This window comes from Fructilactobacillus sp. X2R5C3 (assembly GCF_059901325.1).
Window position 1 is genome coordinate 20806 of the sequence record NZ_JBWXUY010000003.1, and the last position, 21769, is coordinate 42574.

Below are 21769 nucleotides of genomic sequence, written 5' to 3' on the forward strand. Positions count from 1 at the left end.
GACATGTTAAAAGTTTATAATTCACTTACAAATGAAAAAGAAAAGTTTGAACCAATCACACCCGGTGTGGTTAACATGTATGTCTGTGGTCCAACTGTTTATAACTATATTCACATTGGCAATGCGCGAAGTGTAGTGGCATTTGATACCATTCGTCGTTATCTTGAATATTGTGGTTATAAGGTGAATTATGTGTCTAATTTTACCGATGTTGATGATAAAATGATTAACGAAGCCAAAAAAGAGGGAACCACGGTTTCCAAATTAGCCGATAAATACATTGAGGCTTTTATGGAAGATACGAAAGCGTTAAACGTGCAACCTGCAACCGTGAATCCGCGTGCCACGGATAACATTAAGGAAATTATTGCCTTTGTTTCTGACTTAATTGAAAAAGGGTATGCTTATAACGTTGACGGAACGGTTTACTATCGGGCTCGTAAGTTTAAATCTTATGGCTTACTAGGACACGAAAACATCGATGACCTTGAGAGTGGTGCAAGTGAGCACGTTTCAAGTGAAGAATTAGCCCAAAAAGAAGACCCGATTGATTTTGCACTTTGGAAAAAAGCTAAACCAGACGAAATTTCCTGGGATTCCCCGTGGGGAAAGGGCCGTCCCGGTTGGCACATCGAGTGCTCGGTGATGTCAACTAAGTACCTTGGTAATACCTTTGACATTCACGGTGGCGGGATTGATTTAGAGTTCCCTCATCATGAAAATGAACGGGCACAGAGCGAGGCCAAAACGGGTCAAAAGTTTGTTAATTACTGGCTTCACAATGGTTTTGTGACCGTTGGTGATGAGGACGAGAAGATGAGCAAGTCAAAAGGGAACTTTGTTACAGTCCATGAGTTACTTAAAAGGGATAATCCTCAAGCACTGCGGTTTTTGATCTCAACGACCCAATATCGCCGGCCAATTCGTTTTAGCCAGCAGGGAGTTGATGAAGCTGCCACCAATCTGCAAAAAATACAGACGGCTTACGATAATTTGAACTATCGGTTAAAAGACGCTGATCTTTATAACGATCCGAAATTAGATCAAGAGATTCGTCAAATTCAGGCTGATTTTCAGGATGCCATGGATGATGACTTTAACGTTCAAAATGGGATTGCCAAGGTCTATGAGTTGGCTAAGCTTGGAAACGTTTATGCGGAACGACCAGTGGTTTTTAAGGATTCGATCAAGTTACTTATGAAACGGTTAGAACAGTTGTCCGCTATCTTTGGGATTAAACTACAAAGTAGTGAGTTAAATGACGACAAAGTTAAGAAATTAATTAAGCAAAGAAACGATGCGCGAGCTAACAAGCAGTTTGCTAGAAGTGATGAAATTCGGGATGAATTAAAAAATAAGGGTATTATTTTAGAAGACACACCACAGGGGACCCGATTCAGAAGGGAAAATTAGTTTAATGAGTGAAGCGGACGATAATATTCAATATCGACAGTTAAATGGTATTGTACTAGCTTATTTAGGTGATGCGGTTTATGAGGTATACGTGAGACGGCATTTGATTGACGAGGGCATCGCTAGACCAAATCAATTGCAGCATTTTGCTACTAAATATGTGTCAGCCAAGGCTCAGGCCGGATTGATTGCTTTGATGAATCAGGATGCAATCTTAAGTGATGAAGAAGAGTACTTTTTTAAACGGGGACGTAACGCCAAGAGCTATACTCACGCCAAGAATACGAGTGTTGTTACTTATCGGATTTCCACTGGCTTTGAAGCCCTCTTTGGTTTTCTGTCCCTTAGTGGCCAAGATAAAAGGCTCAATGAACTGGCGCAGTGGTGCATTGATCAAGTTGATTCTGGGAGGGTTGAGTATGAGAGATAATGAAGATTTTATTATTGGGAGACACCCGGCAGTCTCAGCACTGCGCAATGAAAATCAAGAAATTAACAAGGTGTTTTTACAAAATGGAGTCAGTCAAGAAGATGACACCATTAAGGCGGTTATTCGTTTGGCCAAGGGTCGTCATTTAGTAATTTCTAAGGTGCCAAAGCAAAAGTTAGACTTGATGTCAGACCACCAGAATCATCAGGGAGTCATGCTATCAATTGCATCCTTTAATTATGCATCGATTGATGATTTATTTAAAAATGCTGAAGCAAAGGGTGAACCACCATACTTCATTGTTCTGGATAACATTGCCGATCCTCATAATTTGGGGTCAATTATTAGAACCGCAGATGCTGCCGGCGTTCATGGGGTGATCATTCCCAAGCGTCGTGCTGTTGGATTAACATCAACGGTAGCGAAAACCTCTGCGGGGGCAATTGAACGTGTTCCGGTCGCCAGAGTAACTAACTTGGTCAACACCGTTAAAGAATTAAAAGAACGTGGGTTGTGGATCTTTGGTACTGATATGAAAGGAACTGATTATCGGCGCTGGGATGCTAAAAGTCCGAGTGCTCTTATCGTTGGCAGTGAAGGCAAGGGGATTTCGCCTTTACTTAAAAAACAGGTTGATGAAACACTTACCATTCCAATGGTGGGGGATATTCAGAGCTTGAATGCGTCGGTTGCTGCCGGATTAGTTATGTATCAAGGTTTTAACTCGCGCCATCCTTTATAATGAAATGACTGAACTAAAGAACAATGCCAGCACATTGTTCTTTTTTATTGGGCCGTTTAATATCGTAAATTCGATATTAAAAATTGGTTAGCAGATAATATCACATATCGAACGTTTGTTCGCTTGTTTGAGCTCAACTCGTTTCGATACGATACTAAGTGTTAATTAATTGATTAAGAGGAGGGCCAATTGATGAATAAAGAAGAGAAACGGGCTAAAGAATTAGAAATGGTTGAGGATGCAAAAAAGAACGACGTCGGTTTCATCAAATTGTTTAAAAAATATGCGCCAATTTATCTAAAGTTGTGGAACGATTTCTACTTATCAGGTATGGAACTCTCAGATTGGAAACAGGAAGCGGCCATTGTGCTTAGTCGAACAATTATTAGGTATGATGCCAGTCGTAAGGTTACCTTTGGCAGTTACTATAAAGTTAACTTAAAAAACCGCTTATATGATATTTTAAGAAAAAAGCGAGCTCAAAAGCGCGTGCCCGATTCTAAAAAAGCTTCTCTTAGTGCGTATTTTCAATTTTATTCTGATACCATTGCCGATATTCATGCTGCCAGTCCAGAACGCGTTCTTTCAATGTATGAGAATTTACAAGGCTTAATGAAAAGGAGTTCGGTAGTTGAGAGAATGGTGATTATTCGTTCGCTTGAGAATTATTCGTTTGAAAAAATGGCCCAGGTTTCTGATGTGAAGGTTGTGAAGTTGAAAAATGCGATCGCACGTTGTCGGCAGAAGTACTATAGATTTAATAAAATTGACTAACGTTGAAATTGATGATACGATTAGTTAGTTATTAAGGAGGTGCAGCTTATGGCACAGAAAAAGGTAGCATTAGCTTGTTCTGTATGTGGTTCAAGAAACTACACCATTTCCAGCAATCCGAATCGCGTCAAACGATTGGAAGTAAAGAAATTTTGTAAGCATTGTGGAAAATATACGTTGCACCGAGAAACTCGTTAAGAGGGGAATTTTACATGAAACGATTATGGAACTTTTTTAAGAGCGTTATTGCAGAGATGAAGGTGGTTGTTTGGCCGAACGCTAAGCAAACTAGAACCGATACTTCAATCGTTATCTGGACGACCATCTTTTTTGCAATCTTTCTTGGTGTAATTGATTGGGCAATTCAAACCATTTTGAAGTTACTAGCCTAAACTAGATTAGTGTGATAATTTCTGTTATAGTTAGTTTGATGATAAGAACTTCGTTTACGCGAGGTTTTTTTATTTTGCTTTAAGTTAAAGGAGATAATCATTGTGGTAGAGACTGCAGAAAAGCAATGGTATGTACTACATACATACTCTGGCTATGAAAACAAAGTTAAAATGAATCTTGAATCTAGAAAAGAATCCATGGGAATGGAAGACTATATTTTTGACATCGTTGTTCCAGAAACTGAAGAACACGAAGTTAAAAACGGTAAAGAAAAAGTGGTTATGAATAAGACCTTCCCAGGATATGTGCTGGTTCAAATGGTAATGACTGATAGAGCCTGGTATGTCGTTCGAAATACCCCTGGAGTGACCGGATTTATTGGTTCTCACGGTCAAGGTTCAAAGCCCAACCCATTGTTACCCGAAGAGGTTGAAAACGTTATGTCAACGATCGGGGTAAAGAAGCGAGTTAAACCATTGGATAGCCGGGTTGGTGATACGGTCACCATCGTTGAAGGGGCCTTTAAGGGACTTTCTGGCAAGATCACTGAGATTGACAACACTAAGGGTAAACTCAAAGTTAATATTGACATGTTTGGTAGAGAGACTAGTACTGAACTGGAATTTGACCAAGTTAAGCCCCTAGAAGCCGATTCTGAGTAAAATATTCATTGTCACGTTTCAATAAACGTGGTATATTTAACTAGTATGCGTATTGCATAAATTAACGTGGGAGAAGAAATTTTGATCTTCATTTACCACACACGGACTTAAGGAGGTATGTCTCGTGGCTAAAAAAGTAGCTAATGTAGTTAAACTACAAATACCTGCGGGTAAAGCAACACCCGCTCCTCCAGTTGGACCTGCTTTAGGTCAAGCTGGAATTAATATTATGGGATTCACTAAGGAATTTAATGCACGTACTGCTGATCAAGCAGGAATGCTGATTCCAGTTGTGATTACTGTTTACGAAGATCGTTCATTTGACTTTGTAACCAAGACCCCTCCAGCCGCTGTCCTATTAAAGAAAGCCGCTGGTGTTGAACACGGTTCCGGTGAACCTAACACTAACAAGGTCGCAAAAGTTACCAAAGACCAAGTTAAGCAAATTGCCGAAACTAAAATGCAAGATCTAAACGCAGCTGATGTAGAAGCAGCTATGCGCATGGTTGAAGGTACGGCACGTAGTATGGGATTCACTGTTGAAGGTTAATTTCACTATGCCCGGACAGCACAATGTCGAAAGATAATGTGCTAGTGGGAGGAAATTCCGTTATAACCACAATTGCAAGGAGGAAGACACAATGGCTCGTAAGAGAGGTAAGAAGTACGAAGATGCTTCAAAGCAAATTGACAAGAGTAAAAAATACGCTGCTCAAGATGCTGTAGAATTAGTTCAAAAATTAGATTCAGTAAACTTTGATGACACTATCAGAGTTGTTTATAAATTAAACGTTGATACTAAACAAGCTGATCAACAATTACGTGGTGCCGTGGTTTTACCTAATGGTACTGGTAAAGATCAAACAGTTGTAGTATTTGCCAAGGGTGAAAAGGCTCAAGATGCTAAGAACGCAGGTGCCGATTTTGTCGGTGATGACGACTTAGCTCAAAAAATTCAAGACGGATGGCTCGACTTTGATGTCGCAATTGCTACTCCTGACATGATGGCTCAAGTTGGTCGTTTAGGTCGTGTTCTTGGACCTAAGGGATTAATGCCAAACCCTAAGACTGGAACTGTTACCATGGATGTTTCAAAAGCGGTTTCTGATGCTAAGGCCGGTAAGGTTACTTACAGAACTGATCGTGATGGAAATGTCGCAGTTTCAATCGGTAAAGATTCATTTGACGCAGACAAGTTGGCCGAAAACCTTAACACCATCAACGATGTGATTGTTAAGAATCGTCCAGCATCTGTTCGTGGAACTTACATTAGTAACATTTCAGTTTCATCAACAATGGGACCTGGTGTCTCAGTTGATCCTGAATCATTTTAGTTACTAACTAATTAAATAATCCCTAATTGACTAATTTTTATCATTATGATAGATTATTAGTTGAATATGATTCGCCTAAGACTCAGGTGGTTTTTGACCTCAATGATGCCTGCCGAGGAGTAATACACTCTTTCTCTATGTTTTGGCGAACATAGGGATTTTTTATTAAGTCCCAAAATACATTGGGAGGTGAAATAATATGCCAAAAAAAGAAGTTATTGATACTAAAGCCAAAAAGGTTAATGAAGTTGCTGACCAATTTCAAAAAGCTGTATCAGCAATTGTTGTTGATTACCGAGGTTTAAGTGTTGCTCAAGATACTGATTTACGTAAACAATTGCGTGATAATGATGTCTCAATGAGTGTTATTAAAAATAAAATTTTAGAGCGTGCTGCTGATAAAGCAGACGTTAAGGATTTGAAAGATACTTTTGTTGGACCTACTGCTATTGCATTTTCTGATGAAGACCCAGTTGCTCCAGCCAAGATTTTGAAGAACTTCGCTGATGATAATCCTGAACTTGAAATCAAGGGTGGAATTATCGAAGGGAAGATCGCTTCACTTGATGAAATCAATGAATTTGCTGCTCTACCAAGCCGTGAAGAATTGCTTTCAACTCTTGCTAACATCTTGAAAGATCCTATCCGTAAGGTTGCTTATGCTGTTAATGCCGTTGTTGATAAAGATGACAATGGTGACGATAGTGATGCAGCTTAATAAAAATAGATTAAATGTCCTAATAGGAGGAAATTAAAATGGCTTTTGATAAAGATAATATTATTGCTCAATTAAAAGAAGCTTCAATCACTGATTTAAACGACTTGGTTAAGTCAATCGAAGATGAATTTGATGTTTCTGCTGCTGCTCCAGTTGCAGCTGCAGGTGCTGCTGGTGGTGAAGGTGCTGCTAAGGATTCATACGACGTTGAACTTACTGAAGCAGGTCAAGAAAAGATTAAGGTTATCAAGGCAGTTAGAGATATCACTGGTCTTGGTTTGAAAGACGCTAAGGACTTAGTTGATGGCGCTCCTAAAGCTATTAAAGAAGGCGCTTCAGAATCAGATGCTAACGACATCAAGGACAAGCTTGAAGCCGTTGGTGCTACTGTAACTCTTAAGTAGGCGATGACTAAAAAGAACGTGCTTTTGCACGTTCTTTTTTTTGCCTTAATATTGTTTAAATAAAGTTGTTTTATGTCATAAAAATTGAGAGAATGAAGTTAGCCGATTTTTTGGGGGTTAACAATTGAAAAAAGCATTTAATAAAGTTATGGATTTCTATAACAAATATTCTGCTTGGATTAAGGGGATTTTTGTCACCCTGGTCCTTGTGTTTGTTGTTTACGAGGCGACCCACGTGCTTTCTGAGATTAATGGAAAGGAAATGCGAGCGAGCCTTGCATCACAGTCACCAACGACGTTAATTATTTTAACGATCTTAGGATTTGTGGCTGTGTTACCAATGTTAATATATGATTTTACTATTACGGAGTTTCTTCCTGGCAAGTTTAAACCGTCCTACATCGTCAAGAGCGGGTGGATTGTTAACACATTTACCAATATTGCTGGGTTTGGTGGCTTTCTTGGGGCCAGTTTGAGAGCGATGTTTTATAGTAAAAATGCTAGTAAGAAACAGGTATTATATGCCATTTCTAAGATTGCCTTGTTCTTACTGGCAGGACTTTCCACCTATTGTTTGGTTTCGTTAGTTTTGATCTTTGGATTTGGCATTGGATCTCAGTATGCAAAGGATTGGATTTGGTTAGTAGGTGGAGGAGTTTATTTTCCAGTGATTTTCCTAGTTACTAGATTCAGTAATTCTGAGTTTTTTAGTGATTTGACCTTAAAACGGGAGTTTCAACTGATCCTCGGTTCCTGCCTCGAATGGGGGAGCTGTGCCATGTTGTTTTTAATTATTGGATACTTCATGAAACTTAACATTAACCTTTGGGACGTTTTCCCCATTTTTATTGCTGCTAATGTTTTTGGAGTTGTCTCAATGCTTCCGGGTGGTCTTGGGTCGTTTGATACGATGATGATTGGTAGCCTGAGTTTACTTGGGGTGTCACCGACAATTGCTGCCGTATGGGTGCTATTGTACCGAATTTTCTACTATTTTCTCCCGTTTTTCGTGGGGGCCTTTCTCTTTTTCCACGAAATGGGAGCACGAATTAACAATTTTCTGGATGATATTCCGAAAACGATTGTTCATAGGTCGGCCCAGCTGGTCATTACGATTTTTATGTACTTTTCGGGAATCATGATGATTTTGTATGCGACTATTCCTAATTTGGCTCTTGTTAATCCACTCTATTTATCACTGGCACCATACACGCTGTTCTTTTTAGGACAGTTGTCGAACGTGATTATTGGGATTTTACTAATTGGATTAGCACGTGGGGTAGGATCAAGAGTCCACAAAGCTTTCTGGCCGACCGTTATCATTTTGTTGTTTGCCATTGCTAACACCCTGTGGAAAGAGGACTTTCCACTAAAATTAACGTTACTGTTAGGATTTATCATTATTTGTTTGTGGTTATCAAGAAAGGGCATGTATCGGCAAAAACTCACGTACTCGTGGGGAAATGCAATTTTTGACGGCATCATTTTTATTGGAACTTTCTTAATGTATTCCATCATCGGAATCTACATGAGTAATCATAACTTGTCTAGTAGACACGCTCCCATCAAAATGATGAATGTGTATCTTTTACCATCTGAACAGGTCTGGTTAACCGGATTTGTGGGCATTATCATTGCCTTTATTATCCTGTTTATGTTGTACAAGTACTTAACGTACGCTCGCATCCCATGGTTGAATCAACCCTTTGATGAAGTTAGAATTCGCAATGTTATTCGCAAATTTGGTGGAAACGAAGTTAGTCACTTAGTCTTCTTGCGTGATAAAAAGGTTTACTTCTACGCTGAAGATAGTGAAGACGAAGTCATTTTCATGTATAAACAGAAGGCGAATAAGTTAATTGTGATGGGTGAACCAATTGGAAATCAGGATAAATTAGATCCAGCGATTGACCAGTTCATGAGTGATGCTGATAAAGCCGATTTCTCCCTGGTATTTTACGAAGTTGGAGAATCACTAACAATGCTACTTCACGAAAAAGGCTTTGACTTTATTAAAGCTGGAGAGGAAGGTCACGTTGATTTAACGGATTTTTCGCTTACCGGTAAGCGACATCGAGGTGAACGGGCGTTAATGCACAAGTTCGATCGGGAAGGCTATCATTTTGAGGTTTTAGATCCACCATTTTCTAAAGAACAGATGGGTGAATTTAAACGAATTTCTGATGAGTGGCTCAATGGACGTGATGAAAAGGGCTTCTCTCTGGGCTTCTTTGATCCATATTACTTAAACCAGGCTCCAATTGCGGTCATTCGCGATAAAAATGATGCGATTGTAGCTTTTGCTAACATCATGCCAACGGGTGATCGAGTGATGACTTCGGTTGACTTAATGCGGTCGGGAAATGATGCTCCGTCTGGAATTATGGATGGAATCTTCATTCATCTCTTCAGGTATTCAAAGGATGAGGGTTACAAGTGGTTTAACTTAGGAATGGCACCACTAGCTAATGTTGGTGAATCAAAGTTTAGTTTCATTAACGAAAAAATTGCTCACTTAATTTATCAGTACGGTGATGCCTTCTATAGCTTTCAAGGATTGCGGTCTTATAAGCAGAAATACGTCGATAACTGGGTGTCCAAGTACTTCGTATACCGCAAGGATAATTCATTGGTATTCACGATGCTACAGCTCTTATCGGTGGTTAGTGAACGTCCCACGATTGAAAATGTTGAGGAAAATATGCCATAAAAAAGAGGTTTCAGAATTAATTCTGAAACCTCTTTTTAGTTGAACAATTATTTTGGGTTCTTTTTATTACCAATATCGTAGTCGGAATCGCTCATTGCTTCAACGTTACCAAGTCGATAACCGTTACCGACTTGGGAGAAGAAGTCATGATTGACCGTAGCGGTGGAGATTCCGTTCATAACGATTGGGTTAACGTCTGCTTCAGTATCAGGGAACATTGGATCTTGTCCTAGATTCATGAGGGCCTTATTGGCGTTATATCTAATGAAAGTTAAAACATCTTCAGACCATCCCACTTGGTCGTAAAGCAAATGGGTGTACTTTTCCTCATTTTGATAAAGGTCGTACAAGAAGTTATACATCCAATCCTTTAAATCATTTTGTTCATTTTCACCTAATTGGTTGAACTGAACTTGGAATTTATAGCCAATGTATGTTCCGTGGACCGATTCGTCACGAATAATTAATTTAATGATTTCAGCAACGTTTGGAAGCTCGTTATGACCGAGGTACCAGATGGGAGTATAGAATCCAGAGTAAAAAAGAAAAGTTTCAAGGAACACACTAGAAATTTTCTTTTTTAATGGATGACCATCGTCATGGTATAACGAATAGATCTTTTTCGTTTTGTTTTGGAGGAATTCTTCTGTATCACTCCAATGAAAGATTTCATCAATTTCATCAGGGGTGTTTAAAGTTGAAAAAATGGATGAATAGCTTTTGGCGTGAACGGATTCCATAAACTGAATGTTATTTAAAACCGCAATTTCATGTTGGGTAACAGCATCATTTCTAAGGGCGGCCATTCCGTCTTGAGACTGTAAGGTATCCAGTAAAGTTAAGCCACCAAAAACGTGACCAACAATCCATTTATGATCATCGTCAAGCGAACGCCAATCCTTTAAATCATTTGACAAAGGAATTCTGGTATCAAGCCAGAACTGTTCGGTTAGTTTTTCCCAGGTGGCTTTATCAATCTCGTCGCCAATGGAATTCCAATTAATGGCCTTGTAGTTTCCCTGTAACTTTCCGGTTAAAACTTTATTAATGTCCATAAATTCCCTCCTAAAGATTAAATTACACAGCTTTCACACTCGTTAGCACCAACTTCAGTGTTGTCATCGGTAAATGTCCGAACATAGTAGAGCGATTTAATTCCCTTTTTGTAGGCGTAATTGCGAAGGATCGTTAAATCTCTGGTGGACATTTTGTTACTTCGACCGTCTTTCCATTCGTATAGTCCTTCAGGAATGGTTGAGCGCATGAAGAGAGTCAAACTCATTCCCTGATCGACGTGTTTTTGAGCGGCGGCGTAAACGTCAATCACCTTTCGCATGTCCGTGTCGTAAGCTGATTCGTAGTAAGGAATGGTGTCATTAGAAAGGTAGGGGGCCGGATAGTAAATTGTTCCGATTTTGGACTCTTGTCTGGCTTCAATTTTTTGAACAATCGGGTGCAGGCTAGCGGTAGCATCACCGATGTAAGCGGTGGAACCGTTTGGAGCAACTGCCATTCGGTTTTGGTGGTACAAACCATATTCCATGATTGACTTCTTTAAATCTTCCCAATCTTTTTCAGTTGGAATAAAGACACCATCAAACAATGACTTGACTTTTTTGGAAGTTGGCGTCCAACTTTTATTTACGTATTGATCAAAATAAGAACCGTCAGCGTACTTACTCTTGTCGAAGTTATGAAAGACCTTACCGCGATCCTTGGCCATTTGATTTGAGGCCTTTAAGGTCCAGTAATTTAATAACATGAAATAGGTGCTGGTAAATTCAATGGATTCTTTTGAACCATAATACATATGATTTTTAGCAAAATAAGAGTGAAGACCCATAGCTCCTAAACCAATTGAGTGACTTAATTCATTGCCACGTCTGACTGATGGAACAACGTTAATTGATGAATGATCGGTCACAAAAGTGAGAGCTTTGACCATGGCTTCGACTGATTTACCGAAGTCGGGAGAAGCCATCAAATTGACAACGTTCGTTGACCCTAAATTACAAGAAATATCGGTTCCAAGCTGTTCGTAATTTTGTTCATCATCAACAATTGACGGGGTTTGGACTTGCATAATTTCAGTACATAAGTTACTCATGACGATTTTGCCATCAACTGGATTGTCGCGATTGGCGGTGTCGATATTGATAATGTATGGGTAGCCGGACTCTTGTTGTAACTTACCAATTTCTGTTTCTAGTTCACGTGCCCTGATCTTCTTTTTGCGAATATTCTTGTTGTTGACCATGTTGTCGTATTCTTTAGTGATATCGACGTAAGAAAAGGGAACGCCATACTCACTTTCAACGTCGTACGGACTAAATAAGTACATATCTTCATTGTTTTTAGCTAGTTCATAGAATTTATCTGGGACAACTACACCCAGGGAAAGAGTGTTAACCCGAATTTTTTCGTCGGCATTTTCTTTTTTAACCCCTAAGAACTCGATGATGTCGGGATGGAAGACACTTAAATAAACAACCCCAGCACCGTTTCTTTGGCCTAATTGATTAGAATAGGTAAAGCTATCCTCTAGTAACTTCATTACTGGAAGAACGCCGCTAGCTGCTCCTTGAATGTGTTTAATGGGGTCGCCGGCCGCTCTAAGGTTAGAAAGGTTGATCCCAACTCCACCACCAATTTTGGATAACTGAAGGGCCGAATTAATGGTACGGCCGATGGTATTCATGTTATCGGTGGTTTGAAGTAGAAAACACGAAATCAACTCACCCCGACGTTTCTTTCCAGCATTTAAAAAAGTTGGAGTGGCTGGTTGAAAGCGTTGATGAATTAATTCATCAGCAAGATCCATGGCAAGCTTTTGATCGCCATCAGCAAGAAACAGGGCGTTCATTGCGGTTCTGTCTATGTAGCTTTCTAAGTACATGGAATTGTCATCAGTTTTCATGGCGTATTGAGCATAAAACTTGTATGCAGCCATAAATGATTTGAAGTGAAAATCTTGTTTTTCCAAATACTTGTATAATTTTTCAATGAATGAAAAGGGATATTTATTTACAAAATCCTCTTCAATGTAATTATGCTTAATTAGATAATCAAAACGATCTTTTAAAGAATCAAACTTAACGGTATTTGGATTAACGTTTTCTTTGAAAAAGGCTTTTAAAGCTTCCTGATCTTTTTCCAATTGGATTCTGCCATCGACAGGGATATTAATTTCATTATTTAGTTCGTAATACGTAACATCGTGCAAATCTTTTAAAGACATATTGGATTACTCTCCCTTAATCGTGTCGTACAAAATATCTGAAACGTTGGTTTTGTACTATACTATAAATATGAAAAATTTAACCAACTAGTTTCTTTAATTGGTCAGGTTGAAACCCACTAAATGCTTCAAGTGCTTGACTCTCAACAACTGGAACAGCTTGAAAGCCTTCACCTTTCAGGTAAGCGACGTATTCCGGATTTTCGGATGTGTTTTTTTCAACGAAGTCAACGTTGTGTTCGCTAAGGAAACGTTTTGTCATCTTGCATTGGATACAATTGTTCTTGGTAAATACAGTAATTTTTTTCATTTTGTTTCATCTCCTTGATATCTTTCACTTGATGAGTTTACTCTCAAAAAGTGAAATTTTCAACAGAAAAAAACACCATATATAGTGAAATTGATAGGAATTAGACGCTATATATAGTGTTTATGGTTTAAATATTATTTTTTTAGGATGTGATTAATTTTGAACGACTTTTATTATACCGCAAATCCTGATGTTAAACATGAGGAAAAACATTGGAACTTTTCTTTACTTAAAACCACGCTAAGTTTTGTGACAGACAACGGTGTGTTTTCTAAAAATACCGTGGATTATGGTTCGAGGGTGTTAATTAATAACGTGGATGTTAATGAAATGCCTCAGGGAGCAATCTTAGACATGGGATGTGGTTACGGCCCGATTGGTCTGTTTTTGGCCAAGACAAATCCAGAACGGCATTTTACTATGGTAGACGTCAATAATTTAGCATTAAAACTGGCTAAACAGAATGCAGATCTCAATCAGATTGATAACGTAGATATTTTTGCTTCTGATGGGTACCAGAATATTTCCCAAAAGTATGCGGGCATTATAACTAATCCGCCCGTTCGTGCCGGAAAAAAAGTTGTCGATGAAATGATTACAGGTTCTTACAATCACTTAATTAATGATGGAACGTTAACGGTTGTTTTACAAAAGAAACAGGGAGCGCCTTCGGCTAAAAAGTTAATGAATAAGGTTTTTGGTAACGTGCAAATCGTTAAACGGGATAAGGGATATTACATTTTAAAGAGCAGAAAGGAAGTCGTAAATGAATGAAAATGATGCGTATTTTATGGACCAAGCTTTAAATGAAGCTAATCATGCTTACGTCATTGGGGAGGTGCCGATTGGAGCAGTGATCGTTAAGGACGGTCAAATTGTTGGAAGGGGACATAATCTGCGTGAACACACGGAGATTGGAACCGAGCATGCTGAAATCATTGCGATTGAAGAAGCGTGTATCAATTTAAAAAGTTGGCGTTTAAATGATTGTGAGATGTACGTGACGGTTGAACCCTGTTTAATGTGTGCTGGTGCGATCATTAATACCAGAATTAAAAGGTTAGTATATGGAGCAAAAAATGAAAAAGCAGGAGCCGTTGAAAGTCTTTATCACACCCTGAATGATTCAAGACAAAACCATCAGGTTCAAGTGACAAGTGGATTGAAAGCCAGCCAATCTGGTAATATGATGAAGAAATTCTTTAAAGATAAACGCAAATCACGGTAATATTCCTAGACATTTGTGGATTTTTCGGTTATGATAATTAATGCCGTAAGGCCCTGAAGCAAGGGCAGACTTACGAACCGTGTCAGGTCCGGAAGGAAGCAGCACTAAGTATCTTTTGCCTTGTGCTTCTCGTTTTTAGAAATTAAACTCCTAGTCGTTTGACTGGGAGATTTTTTTTGGACAAAATGTCGTTTAAAGTTATTAGCATTTCGTCAATTTTCAAGATATAATAATTAATGGTATCAATTTTCAGTGAAAGGAAGCATTTCATGAGTTATCAAGCACTATATCGGACCTGGCGTCCACAAAGATTTGATGAAATTGTTGGGCAGCCAGTCATCACTAAGACTTTAAAAAACGCATTGATAACTAACCAGATTAGTCATGCGTATTTATTTACGGGTCCGCGTGGAACAGGAAAGACTTCCGCCGCTAAAATTTTGGCCAAGGCAGTTAACTGTCCTAATTTAAAGGATGGAGAACCCTGTAATGAGTGTGAAACGTGCTTAGCAATTAATAAGGGTGCGTTTAATGATGTCATTGAAATTGATGCTGCTTCTAATAATGGGGTCGAAGAGATCAGAAATATTCGCGATAAGGCGAAGTATTCCCCAACGGAAGGTAAATATAAAGTTTATATCATTGATGAAGTGCATATGTTGTCGACGGGGGCCTTCAATGCCTTGCTTAAAACACTAGAAGAGCCGCCGGAGCACGTCATTTTCATATTGGCTACCACTGAACCCCAAAAGATTCCTGCTACCATCATTTCGCGAACACAACGTTTTGATTTTAAGCGAATCAAGGCTAGTGATATCCTGCAACGAATGGAATACATCCTTTCAAAAAAGGGCATTGAGTACGATGACAAGGCGCTAAAGGTAATCGCTAAAAGTGCTGAGGGTGGGATGCGTGATGCACTTAGTATCCTTGACCAAGCTCTTTCCTACAGTAATGATAAGGTGACATATGAAAGTGCCTTGTCAGTCACTGGTAGTGTCACCAGGGATCGAATTCAGTCGTACTTTGAGGCCGTTTTTAATTCAGACGTTTCGACGGGTTTAAAAATGGTTCAAGAAATTCTTGATGACGGCAAAGATGCTAATCAGTTTATTGAGGACTTAATTGATTATTGTCAGAACATTTTGTTATATCATCAGGATCCAGAAATGGTCCAAAAGAGCGAACTTGGACTTTTAGGCGACAATTTTAAGACGATTGCTGATAAGGTGGATAGTAATCTAATATATCATTACGTTGAAATTATGAGTGACGTTCAAAGTCAGATGCGTTATTCGTCTCATCCCGATGTTTATTTGGATATTTTAACGGTTAAACTGGCAAATCAAAAAGAAAGTGACCCAGATAACGAATCAAAAAGCGATGATAAGGATACGAAAGTTTTAAAAAAGCAACTGTCCGAACTGCAAAATCAAGTTAGTGAGTTAAGGTCGGAACTGGGAAATGCTTCGACTATAAAACAGTCAACTAATGAGGATAAGCAATCCAAGTCCACTAAATCTAAGCCAATCGCTGATTCTTCTCATTATGATTCCACCAAACAGGTCCGAGTTAATTTGACGAAAGTTTACGATATCCTAGAAAAGGCCACTAGAAAAGATCTGACTACCTATCAGGATATCTGGCAGGAATTACTTCAGTCGTTGTCGGTCACGCAACGAGCCGTTATGCATGTCTCAAACCCAGTTGCTGCGAGTGATAAAGGAGTTGTTGTTGCCTTTGATTATGGTTTTTTGTATCAGAAGGCTGGAACCGATGGTGATTTGATGGATGCACTTCAAAATGGCCTTGATCGTATTTTAGGATTTGTTCCAATGGTGGTGTTTGTACCAAATGATGAATGGCCACAACTTAGAAGTGATTACCTTAAAAATCACCGGTCTCATAATGAAAAAAATCGTTCAAACTCCAAGTCAGAAAAGATGACTTCTAATACGAATAAAGCTTACGAAAAACAAGAACAAACTGAGACGACCAAAGATAAAGATAACAATGATTCGGTTAATACTGCCAAGCAGATGTTTGGTGATGATATAATTGATGTTAAAGATGATTAATTAAAAGGAGAATAATTATGAACGGAATGAACATGGGAAAGATGATGCAAAAAGCTCGTAAGATGCAACAACAAATGCAAAATGAACAAGAAGAAATTGAGAAGAGTGAATTCACTGGAAAAGCTCCAGAAGATATGGTGACCGTTACCTTTACTGGTGACCGCAAGATGAAGGACATGAACGTCAAACCAGAGGCCATTGATCCAGACGATCCAGACATGCTCTCAGATCTAGTGATCAGTGCGGTTAACGATGCACTTTCACAGATTGAAAAGACCACTCAAGATAAGATGGGAAAGTATACCAAGGGAATGAATATTCCAGGTATGTAGAAGAAGGGATTTAAATGCAATACCCAGAACCAATTGCTAAGCTAATCGATAGTTACATGCATTTGCCAGGAATTGGCAGAAAGACCGCCACTAGATTGGCATTTTATACGGTTGATATGAATAAAACCGATGTAAAAAACTTTGCGGATGCCTTAACTTCAACTAAGAATGATTTGCGTTTTTGTTCAATTTGCGGCAATATCACCGAGACCGATCCCTGTGAGATCTGTACCGATGAAAGTCGTGATCAAAGTAAGATTATGGTAGTGGAACAGTCTAAAGATGTGATGACGATGGAAAAAATGAAGGATTATAATGGTCTTTATCACGTTTTACACGGAGTGCTTTCCCCAATTGAGGGGAAGGGTCCTGAAGACATCAATATCAGCTCTTTAATCAAACGACTGCAAAAAAACGAAGAAGTTAAAGAAGTCATCATTGCTACTAATGCCACTCCCGAGGGAGAAGCAACGGCAATGTATTTGGCAAAGTTAATTAAGCCAGCAGGCATTAAAGTTACCAGATTGTCTCATGGACTGTCAGTCGGAAGTGATATTGAATATGCAGATGAGATGACCCTTTCAAAGGCAGTTTCTGGACGCACCGAAATGTGAGGGATGAACGATGTTTTCATTATTTAGATATAGTTCTATGAAGCAAAATTATGATGACCAATTGCTTGATACCATCAATTTTTTAAAAAATGATTGGGATCAGGCTGTGCAAACTGAACAAGCTGTTTCCGAAACGGACAGTCACTTATTTGCACAAACGATGCTTACAAAGCAAAAATACATGTTTATGTATCGGCAAGCACGAAAACGAAACATTAAAAATGATCGGATTCAACCGTCAGTATATGAAAACTAAACGTAAGCCAGCTAGATCCTAGCTGGCTTTTTAAATAGACAATAAATATAACTTAAAGTACAATGAAAATAGCAAAAATGCTGGGACTGAATCTAATATGAATGGACAATTTATTACATTTGAAGGCACTGATGGTGCTGGAAAAACCACCGTTTTAAATCAGGTGGTTGATAAAATTAAACCAATGCTTAAAGACCAATTGCTAACTACTCGTGAACCAGGTGGGAACCAAGTCTCCGAGCAAATTCGGCAGATAATTTTGAATAAAAACGAGTCAGATATGGATGACCGTTGTGAGGCGCTTTTGTTTGCGGCGGCCAGAAGAGAGCATTTAGTTAAAACTATTTTGCCAGCTTTAAAGTCCGGTCAATTAGTTTTGTGCGACCGCTATCTTGACAGTTCAATTGCGTATCAAGGAGCGGGCCGAGAACTTGGTGAAAGCGCCGTTTTATCAATGAATCAGTTTGCTACTGAGGGTTTAATGCCCGATACCACCATTTATTTTGACGTCCCAGTGGACGTTGGATTAGATCGCATTGCTGAACATCGGAGTGGGGAAGTTAATCGTTTGGATCTTCAAGAACACGATTTTTATGTTCGGGTTCATGAAGCTTATGATGAAATTGCTAAGCAGGATCCCAAGCGGGTTATTAAGGTTGATGCTACTAAGCCAATTGAACAAGTAGCAGATCAGGTCATTTCCGTATTGTATAAGAGAGCAGCTAGATATTTTAGCGAAAGTAAATAGGAGGATCAGTTATGAAGTTAATTATTGCAATTGTCCAAGATAAGGATGCAGCCAAATTACAATCTGAATTCATCAAACATAAGATCCAAGCAACCCAATTATCCACTAAAGGTGGATTCTTGAAGGCTAAAAACGTCACTTATTTGATTGGAGCTAAAGATGATAAGGTCGACGAGATTTTGGATATCATTAAAACAACCTGTGAAACTAGAAAACAATACATGACACCACCGGTTAGTTTAGCTGGAAGCATTAGTGAGACGTCTTATCCGGTTGAAGTTCAGGTTGGAGGAGCAACGGTTATGATTTTGCCAATGGAATCATTAAATCGCTTCTAGTTAGTTAATATAATGGTAGAAGAAACTTTAGCTCAGACCATAATTAAACAGGCTACCCAAAAACAAGCTACTTTAACACAACACTTTATGGGCGTTATTTCGGCTCAAGATCTCAGTCACTCGTATCTTTTTTCGGGTTCGGATGGTTTGGGAAAATTAGCGGTTGCAAAGACGATTGCAATGCGTTTGTTTTGTAATAACGTTCAAAATGGCATGCCATGTGGCATCTGTAATGAGTGTGTCCGGATCGCAGAAGACGAACATCCTGATGTGGTGATGATCAAACCCGATGGCAGAAGTATCAAAGTTGATTCAATTCGACATTTAAAACATGAATTTTCTAAAAGTGCGGTTGAAGGAAACAAGAAGGTTTTCATTATTGACGGGGCCGATACGATGACTACTAGTGCTGCTAATAGTCTTTTGAAGTTTATCGAAGAGCCAAATGGGCAAGTTAATTCCTTTTTACTTACCAATGACTATCGAAAGATATTACCAACCATCATATCTAGAACGCAGTTAGTAGAATTTCCAAAAATTAACGAAGATAACTTGATTAAGTACGTAACTGATAGAGGGTTATCGAAAACGTCTAGTAATCTTATTTTAGAATTAACTGAGGACTTATCTTCAATTGATAAAATGCTTGAAGACGGTTGGTTTAACAAGGTTAAAGAGATAGTTGAGCACTGGTTTAATGAATTAGTTAATGATGATTATCGCGCTTTTACGAGCGTTCAAATTAGCTTTATGCCTAATATAACGGGTCGGTTTGAACAACAGATGACTTTAAAAATGATTTATCAAATTTTTAAGGATGTCTTTGATGTCAAGTTTAGGGAATTAAAGCCTGATAGTTTAGGGTTTGGTGATCAGTATTCCCTTTTGAAACAGATGGCTAACCGGTTATCAGATGATCAATTAATTGAAATCATCACAACGGTCTTGAACAGTGCCAAAAAACAAGATCTAAACGTTAGCTTCCAAAATATTTTGGAGGTTATTACCCTGAAATGTTTAGCAGTCATTGAAGGAGGAGCAAAAGTCGATTGAAAGAATCAGATGTTAACGAAGAATTTAATAATTTGGAATCACAATCGGAATTAATGAGTGAAAAAATTGGTGATCTTCGGGATGAAATTGATAAAGTCATCGAGGAAAATTCAGAACTGAAGATTGAAAATGAACATCTTCGAGAGTTAATTTCGGGAAAAGATGGGAAAAACAAAAAGAAGCAGCAACTTTCGATGTCCAAGAAAAACTTGGAAAAATTGTATAACGAAGGATTTCATGTTTGCACACAGTTTTATGGAAAACGGCGTAACAGTAATAGTAGTTGTATGTTTTGTACCGATATCATTTACGGAGAAAGGTAATTCCATTGGATTTATCAGTTCAAAAAAGTTTTGCAGATCATAACAAGGGCAGTTTATATCTGGTTCCTACACCAATTGGTAATCTTGATGATATGACGATTAGAGCCATCAATATTTTAAAAGATGTTGATTTGATTGCCGCTGAAGATACGAGGAATACCCAGAAACTTTTAAATCATTTTGATATTACGACCAAACAAATTAGTTTTCATGAGCATAATACTGAACAACGAGCACCTGAATTAGTCGAAAAATTAATCAATGGGATTTCAATTGCACAAGTCAGTGATGCAGGAATGCCTTCAATTAGTGATCCTGGACGTGAATTAGTAAAGCAGTGCATTGAACATGATATTTCCGTGATAAGCATTCCGGGACCAAACGCTGGCCTTACTAGTTTAATTGCTTCAGGACTTAAACCTCAACCGTTTTTGTTTTATGGATTTTTAAAACGGAAACCCAAAGAGCAGGTTGATGAACTAAAGATTTTAGCACAAGAATATCCGACCTTGATTTTTTATGAAGCGCCTCATCGACTTAAAAAGACGCTCTTAAACATGCAAAAGGTTTTTGGCAATCGGCAGGCAGTGCTTGCAAGAGAGCTCACTAAAAAGTTTGAAGAATACGTTCGTGGTGGTCTTGACGATTTAGTGGAATGGTCCAAACAAAATGAAATTAGAGGAGAGTTTGTCATTCTAGTTTCTGGGAATCCAGCCGGGTTTAAACTTCATGAAGAGAAGCAAAATGAAGCTCAATTGTCGGTTTACGAGCAGGTTGATCAATTAATTAGTAACGGTGAAAAGCCAAATGGCGCGATTAAGCAAGTCGCTAAGCAAAATGGGTTAGTCCGTCAGGATGTTTATAATCAATACCACCACATAGAATAAGATAAGAGGAATTAAGATGACTGGAGATATTTTTTCTGAAGATCATGTAGTTGAGTACTATGAAACCAATTTACTGGGTAACATTACTCTTTCAATGTTAATTGACGTGATCATTATGATTTCACAGGACCAAGCAAAAGCACTCGGTGTAAGTACCAGACATGTGATTGAACATGGCGTAACTTGGGTTGTTGTTCAAACCGACATGGATATTACGCGTCTTCCTAAAGTTCATGAAAAGATTCAGGTTCAAACGAGGGGAACTTCGTACACTAAGTACTTTGCGTACCGTGAATTCTGGGTTAGAGACGTTGACGGCAATGAATTAGTTCATGTTGGCAGTTTGTGGGTTATGATGGACATTAAATCTAGGAAAATGGTTCGATTAGAGGAAGATATGATTACTCCTTATCACTGTGATCGAGTAAGAAGGATTCAACGGTTAAGAAAGATTCCTCAAATTCATGATGAACAAAATCTTATGAAGACTGAGTATCACGTTCGTTTTACTGACATTGATTGGAATTCTCATGTCAATAATGCCAAATACATTGGATGGATGGTTGATGATTTATCCTATGATTTTTTGGCAACTCACGTTCCAAAGCAAGTAAGTATTAAGTATGAAGATGAAGTTACATATGGTGATCCGGTCGTAAGTCGAAGCAAACTCATTAAGACCGGTGATCAAATTCAATCGATCCACGATATTTCGGTCAACGATGATACTAAATCGATTGCCGAAATTAAATGGAAGAAGCTGAATAAAGAAGGAAGTAAATGA

27 protein-coding genes, 1 other RNA gene and 1 other annotated feature are annotated in these 21769 nt (G+C 38.6%); of the genes, 25 read left to right on the forward strand and 3 right to left on the reverse strand.

The features are described 5' to 3' along the window. Positions 1 to 3: 3 nt before the first annotated feature. From cysS to mprF, 12 genes are all read left to right on the forward strand, one after another. Positions 4 to 1413, forward strand: coding sequence for a cysteine--tRNA ligase (gene cysS, locus AC6UDE_RS04960; RefSeq protein ID WP_500696796.1), 1410 nt, complete (start codon positions 4 to 6; stop codon positions 1411 to 1413). Positions 1414 to 1417: 4 nt separating this feature from the next. After that, a complete protein-coding gene (locus AC6UDE_RS04965) occupies positions 1418 to 1843 on the forward strand; it encodes a Mini-ribonuclease 3 (protein WP_500696797.1) in 426 nt (141 codons plus the stop codon). Continuing rightward, positions 1833 to 2585 carry a 23S rRNA (guanosine(2251)-2'-O)-methyltransferase RlmB gene (rlmB, locus tag AC6UDE_RS04970; protein ID WP_500696798.1) on the forward strand — a complete coding sequence of 251 codons (753 nt, stop codon included), beginning with the start codon at positions 1833 to 1835 and terminating at the stop codon, positions 2583 to 2585. The genes AC6UDE_RS04965 and rlmB overlap by 11 nt, the downstream gene beginning before the upstream one ends. Before the next feature lie 192 nt (positions 2586 to 2777). Next, on the forward strand, positions 2778 to 3359 hold the full coding sequence (locus AC6UDE_RS04975; protein ID WP_500696799.1) for a sigma-70 family RNA polymerase sigma factor: 582 nt from the start codon (positions 2778 to 2780) through the stop codon (positions 3357 to 3359). 48 nt (positions 3360 to 3407) lie between these two features. Next, entirely contained in the window at positions 3408 to 3557 is a 150-nt protein-coding gene (gene rpmG / locus AC6UDE_RS04980; protein WP_500694478.1) for a 50S ribosomal protein L33, read from the forward strand. A 14-nt stretch (positions 3558 to 3571) separates the two neighbouring features. Beyond that, entirely contained in the window at positions 3572 to 3751 is a 180-nt protein-coding gene (gene secE / locus AC6UDE_RS04985; RefSeq protein WP_500694477.1) for a preprotein translocase subunit SecE, read from the forward strand. Between the two features lie 102 nt (positions 3752 to 3853). After that, entirely contained in the window at positions 3854 to 4414 is a 561-nt protein-coding gene (gene nusG / locus AC6UDE_RS04990) for a transcription termination/antitermination protein NusG (RefSeq protein ID WP_500696800.1), read from the forward strand. Between the two features lie 124 nt (positions 4415 to 4538). Then, the gene (gene rplK / locus AC6UDE_RS04995; RefSeq protein ID WP_010021774.1) at positions 4539 to 4964 is read left to right on the forward strand and encodes a 50S ribosomal protein L11; all 426 of its coding nucleotides are present in this window, start codon (positions 4539 to 4541) and stop codon (positions 4962 to 4964) included. 91 nt (positions 4965 to 5055) lie between these two features. After that, positions 5056 to 5748 carry a 50S ribosomal protein L1 gene (rplA, locus tag AC6UDE_RS05000; protein ID WP_500696148.1) on the forward strand — a complete coding sequence of 231 codons (693 nt, stop codon included), beginning with the start codon at positions 5056 to 5058 and terminating at the stop codon, positions 5746 to 5748. A 56-nt stretch (positions 5749 to 5804) separates the two neighbouring features. Then, positions 5805 to 5921: a sequence feature (ribosomal protein L10 leader region), on the forward strand. 26 nt (positions 5922 to 5947) lie between these two features. Then, the gene (gene rplJ, locus AC6UDE_RS05005) at positions 5948 to 6466 is read left to right on the forward strand and encodes a 50S ribosomal protein L10 (RefSeq protein ID WP_500696801.1); all 519 of its coding nucleotides are present in this window, start codon (positions 5948 to 5950) and stop codon (positions 6464 to 6466) included. A gap of 38 nt (positions 6467 to 6504) precedes the next feature. Further along, the gene (gene rplL, locus AC6UDE_RS05010) at positions 6505 to 6870 is read left to right on the forward strand and encodes a 50S ribosomal protein L7/L12 (RefSeq protein ID WP_500694473.1); all 366 of its coding nucleotides are present in this window, start codon (positions 6505 to 6507) and stop codon (positions 6868 to 6870) included. Positions 6871 to 6994: 124 nt separating this feature from the next. After that, positions 6995 to 9580 carry a bifunctional lysylphosphatidylglycerol flippase/synthetase MprF gene (gene mprF, locus AC6UDE_RS05015; RefSeq protein ID WP_500696802.1) on the forward strand — a complete coding sequence of 862 codons (2586 nt, stop codon included), beginning with the start codon at positions 6995 to 6997 and terminating at the stop codon, positions 9578 to 9580. A 47-nt stretch (positions 9581 to 9627) separates the two neighbouring features. Here mprF and nrdF read toward each other — a convergent pair whose 3' ends face one another. From nrdF to nrdH, 3 genes are all read right to left on the reverse strand, one after another. Beyond that, complete coding sequence (gene nrdF / locus AC6UDE_RS05020; RefSeq protein ID WP_500694471.1) at positions 9628 to 10635, reverse strand: class 1b ribonucleoside-diphosphate reductase subunit beta; 1008 nt, start codon at positions 10633 to 10635, stop codon at positions 9628 to 9630. Between the two features lie 17 nt (positions 10636 to 10652). Then, positions 10653 to 12818 carry a class 1b ribonucleoside-diphosphate reductase subunit alpha gene (gene nrdE / locus AC6UDE_RS05025; RefSeq protein WP_500696803.1) on the reverse strand — a complete coding sequence of 722 codons (2166 nt, stop codon included), beginning with the start codon at positions 12816 to 12818 and terminating at the stop codon, positions 10653 to 10655. Between the two features lie 79 nt (positions 12819 to 12897). Continuing rightward, positions 12898 to 13128 (reverse strand): glutaredoxin-like protein NrdH, encoded by a 231-nt coding sequence (gene nrdH / locus AC6UDE_RS05030; RefSeq protein ID WP_500694469.1) that lies wholly within the window; start codon positions 13126 to 13128, stop codon positions 12898 to 12900. Between the two features lie 159 nt (positions 13129 to 13287). Between nrdH and AC6UDE_RS05035 the strand changes: the two genes are divergently transcribed. From AC6UDE_RS05035 to AC6UDE_RS05095, 13 genes are all read left to right on the forward strand, one after another. Further along, positions 13288 to 13902 (forward strand): class I SAM-dependent methyltransferase, encoded by a 615-nt coding sequence (locus AC6UDE_RS05035; protein WP_500696804.1) that lies wholly within the window; start codon positions 13288 to 13290, stop codon positions 13900 to 13902. Beyond that, a complete protein-coding gene (gene tadA / locus AC6UDE_RS05040) occupies positions 13895 to 14356 on the forward strand; it encodes a tRNA adenosine(34) deaminase TadA (RefSeq protein ID WP_500696805.1) in 462 nt (153 codons plus the stop codon). Before AC6UDE_RS05035 ends, tadA begins: the two co-directional genes overlap by 8 nt. A 50-nt stretch (positions 14357 to 14406) precedes the next feature. Then, positions 14407 to 14493: signal recognition particle sRNA small type (gene ffs, locus AC6UDE_RS05045), an RNA gene on the forward strand. Positions 14494 to 14625: 132 nt separating this feature from the next. Beyond that, positions 14626 to 16434 carry a DNA polymerase III subunit gamma/tau gene (gene dnaX, locus AC6UDE_RS05050; protein ID WP_500696806.1) on the forward strand — a complete coding sequence of 603 codons (1809 nt, stop codon included), beginning with the start codon at positions 14626 to 14628 and terminating at the stop codon, positions 16432 to 16434. A 14-nt stretch (positions 16435 to 16448) separates the two neighbouring features. Next, entirely contained in the window at positions 16449 to 16766 is a 318-nt protein-coding gene (locus AC6UDE_RS05055; RefSeq protein ID WP_500696169.1) for a YbaB/EbfC family nucleoid-associated protein, read from the forward strand. 14 nt (positions 16767 to 16780) lie between these two features. Then, on the forward strand, positions 16781 to 17380 hold the full coding sequence (gene recR, locus AC6UDE_RS05060; RefSeq protein WP_500694465.1) for a recombination mediator RecR: 600 nt from the start codon (positions 16781 to 16783) through the stop codon (positions 17378 to 17380). A gap of 37 nt (positions 17381 to 17417) precedes the next feature. Beyond that, complete coding sequence (locus AC6UDE_RS05065; RefSeq protein ID WP_500694464.1) at positions 17418 to 17636, forward strand: YaaL family protein; 219 nt, start codon at positions 17418 to 17420, stop codon at positions 17634 to 17636. Positions 17637 to 17733: 97 nt separating this feature from the next. Next, complete coding sequence (gene tmk, locus AC6UDE_RS05070) at positions 17734 to 18384, forward strand: dTMP kinase (RefSeq protein WP_500696807.1); 651 nt, start codon at positions 17734 to 17736, stop codon at positions 18382 to 18384. An 11-nt stretch (positions 18385 to 18395) separates the two neighbouring features. Beyond that, positions 18396 to 18722 carry a cyclic di-AMP receptor DarA gene (gene darA / locus AC6UDE_RS05075; protein WP_500694462.1) on the forward strand — a complete coding sequence of 109 codons (327 nt, stop codon included), beginning with the start codon at positions 18396 to 18398 and terminating at the stop codon, positions 18720 to 18722. A gap of 12 nt (positions 18723 to 18734) precedes the next feature. Further along, positions 18735 to 19775 (forward strand): DNA polymerase III subunit delta', encoded by a 1041-nt coding sequence (holB, locus tag AC6UDE_RS05080; RefSeq protein ID WP_500696808.1) that lies wholly within the window; start codon positions 18735 to 18737, stop codon positions 19773 to 19775. After that, positions 19772 to 20098, forward strand: coding sequence for a DNA replication initiation control protein YabA (locus tag AC6UDE_RS05085; protein ID WP_500694460.1), 327 nt, complete (start codon positions 19772 to 19774; stop codon positions 20096 to 20098). Before holB ends, AC6UDE_RS05085 begins: the two co-directional genes overlap by 4 nt. 5 nt (positions 20099 to 20103) lie before the next feature. Continuing rightward, entirely contained in the window at positions 20104 to 20985 is an 882-nt protein-coding gene (gene rsmI / locus AC6UDE_RS05090) for a 16S rRNA (cytidine(1402)-2'-O)-methyltransferase (RefSeq protein WP_500696809.1), read from the forward strand. A gap of 16 nt (positions 20986 to 21001) precedes the next feature. After that, a complete protein-coding gene (locus tag AC6UDE_RS05095) occupies positions 21002 to 21769 on the forward strand; it encodes an acyl-[acyl-carrier-protein] thioesterase (protein ID WP_500696134.1) in 768 nt (255 codons plus the stop codon).

Coding starts and splice junctions, on each gene's coding strand:
- cysS (WP_500696796.1), top strand. CDS start 4: ATGTTAAAAGTTTATAATTCACTTACAAATGAAAAAGAAAAGTTTGAA.
- AC6UDE_RS04965 (WP_500696797.1), top strand. CDS start 1,418: ATGAGTGAAGCGGACGATAATATTCAATATCGACAGTTAAATGGTATT.
- rlmB (WP_500696798.1), top strand. CDS start 1,833: ATGAGAGATAATGAAGATTTTATTATTGGGAGACACCCGGCAGTCTCA.
- AC6UDE_RS04975 (WP_500696799.1), top strand. CDS start 2,778: ATGAATAAAGAAGAGAAACGGGCTAAAGAATTAGAAATGGTTGAGGAT.
- rpmG (WP_500694478.1), top strand. CDS start 3,408: ATGGCACAGAAAAAGGTAGCATTAGCTTGTTCTGTATGTGGTTCAAGA.
- secE (WP_500694477.1), top strand. CDS start 3,572: ATGAAACGATTATGGAACTTTTTTAAGAGCGTTATTGCAGAGATGAAG.
- rplA (WP_500696148.1), top strand. CDS start 5,056: ATGGCTCGTAAGAGAGGTAAGAAGTACGAAGATGCTTCAAAGCAAATT.
- rplJ (WP_500696801.1), top strand. CDS start 5,948: ATGCCAAAAAAAGAAGTTATTGATACTAAAGCCAAAAAGGTTAATGAA.
- rplL (WP_500694473.1), top strand. CDS start 6,505: ATGGCTTTTGATAAAGATAATATTATTGCTCAATTAAAAGAAGCTTCA.
- nrdF (WP_500694471.1), bottom strand. CDS start 10,635: ATGGACATTAATAAAGTTTTAACCGGAAAGTTACAGGGAAACTACAAG.
- nrdE (WP_500696803.1), bottom strand. CDS start 12,818: ATGTCTTTAAAAGATTTGCACGATGTTACGTATTACGAACTAAATAAT.
- nrdH (WP_500694469.1), bottom strand. CDS start 13,128: ATGAAAAAAATTACTGTATTTACCAAGAACAATTGTATCCAATGCAAG.
- tadA (WP_500696805.1), top strand. CDS start 13,895: ATGAATGAAAATGATGCGTATTTTATGGACCAAGCTTTAAATGAAGCT.
- dnaX (WP_500696806.1), top strand. CDS start 14,626: ATGAGTTATCAAGCACTATATCGGACCTGGCGTCCACAAAGATTTGAT.
- recR (WP_500694465.1), top strand. CDS start 16,781: ATGCAATACCCAGAACCAATTGCTAAGCTAATCGATAGTTACATGCAT.
- AC6UDE_RS05065 (WP_500694464.1), top strand. CDS start 17,418: ATGAAGCAAAATTATGATGACCAATTGCTTGATACCATCAATTTTTTA.
- tmk (WP_500696807.1), top strand. CDS start 17,734: ATGAATGGACAATTTATTACATTTGAAGGCACTGATGGTGCTGGAAAA.
- darA (WP_500694462.1), top strand. CDS start 18,396: ATGAAGTTAATTATTGCAATTGTCCAAGATAAGGATGCAGCCAAATTA.
- holB (WP_500696808.1), top strand. CDS start 18,735: ATGGTAGAAGAAACTTTAGCTCAGACCATAATTAAACAGGCTACCCAA.
- AC6UDE_RS05095 (WP_500696134.1), top strand. CDS start 21,002: ATGACTGGAGATATTTTTTCTGAAGATCATGTAGTTGAGTACTATGAA.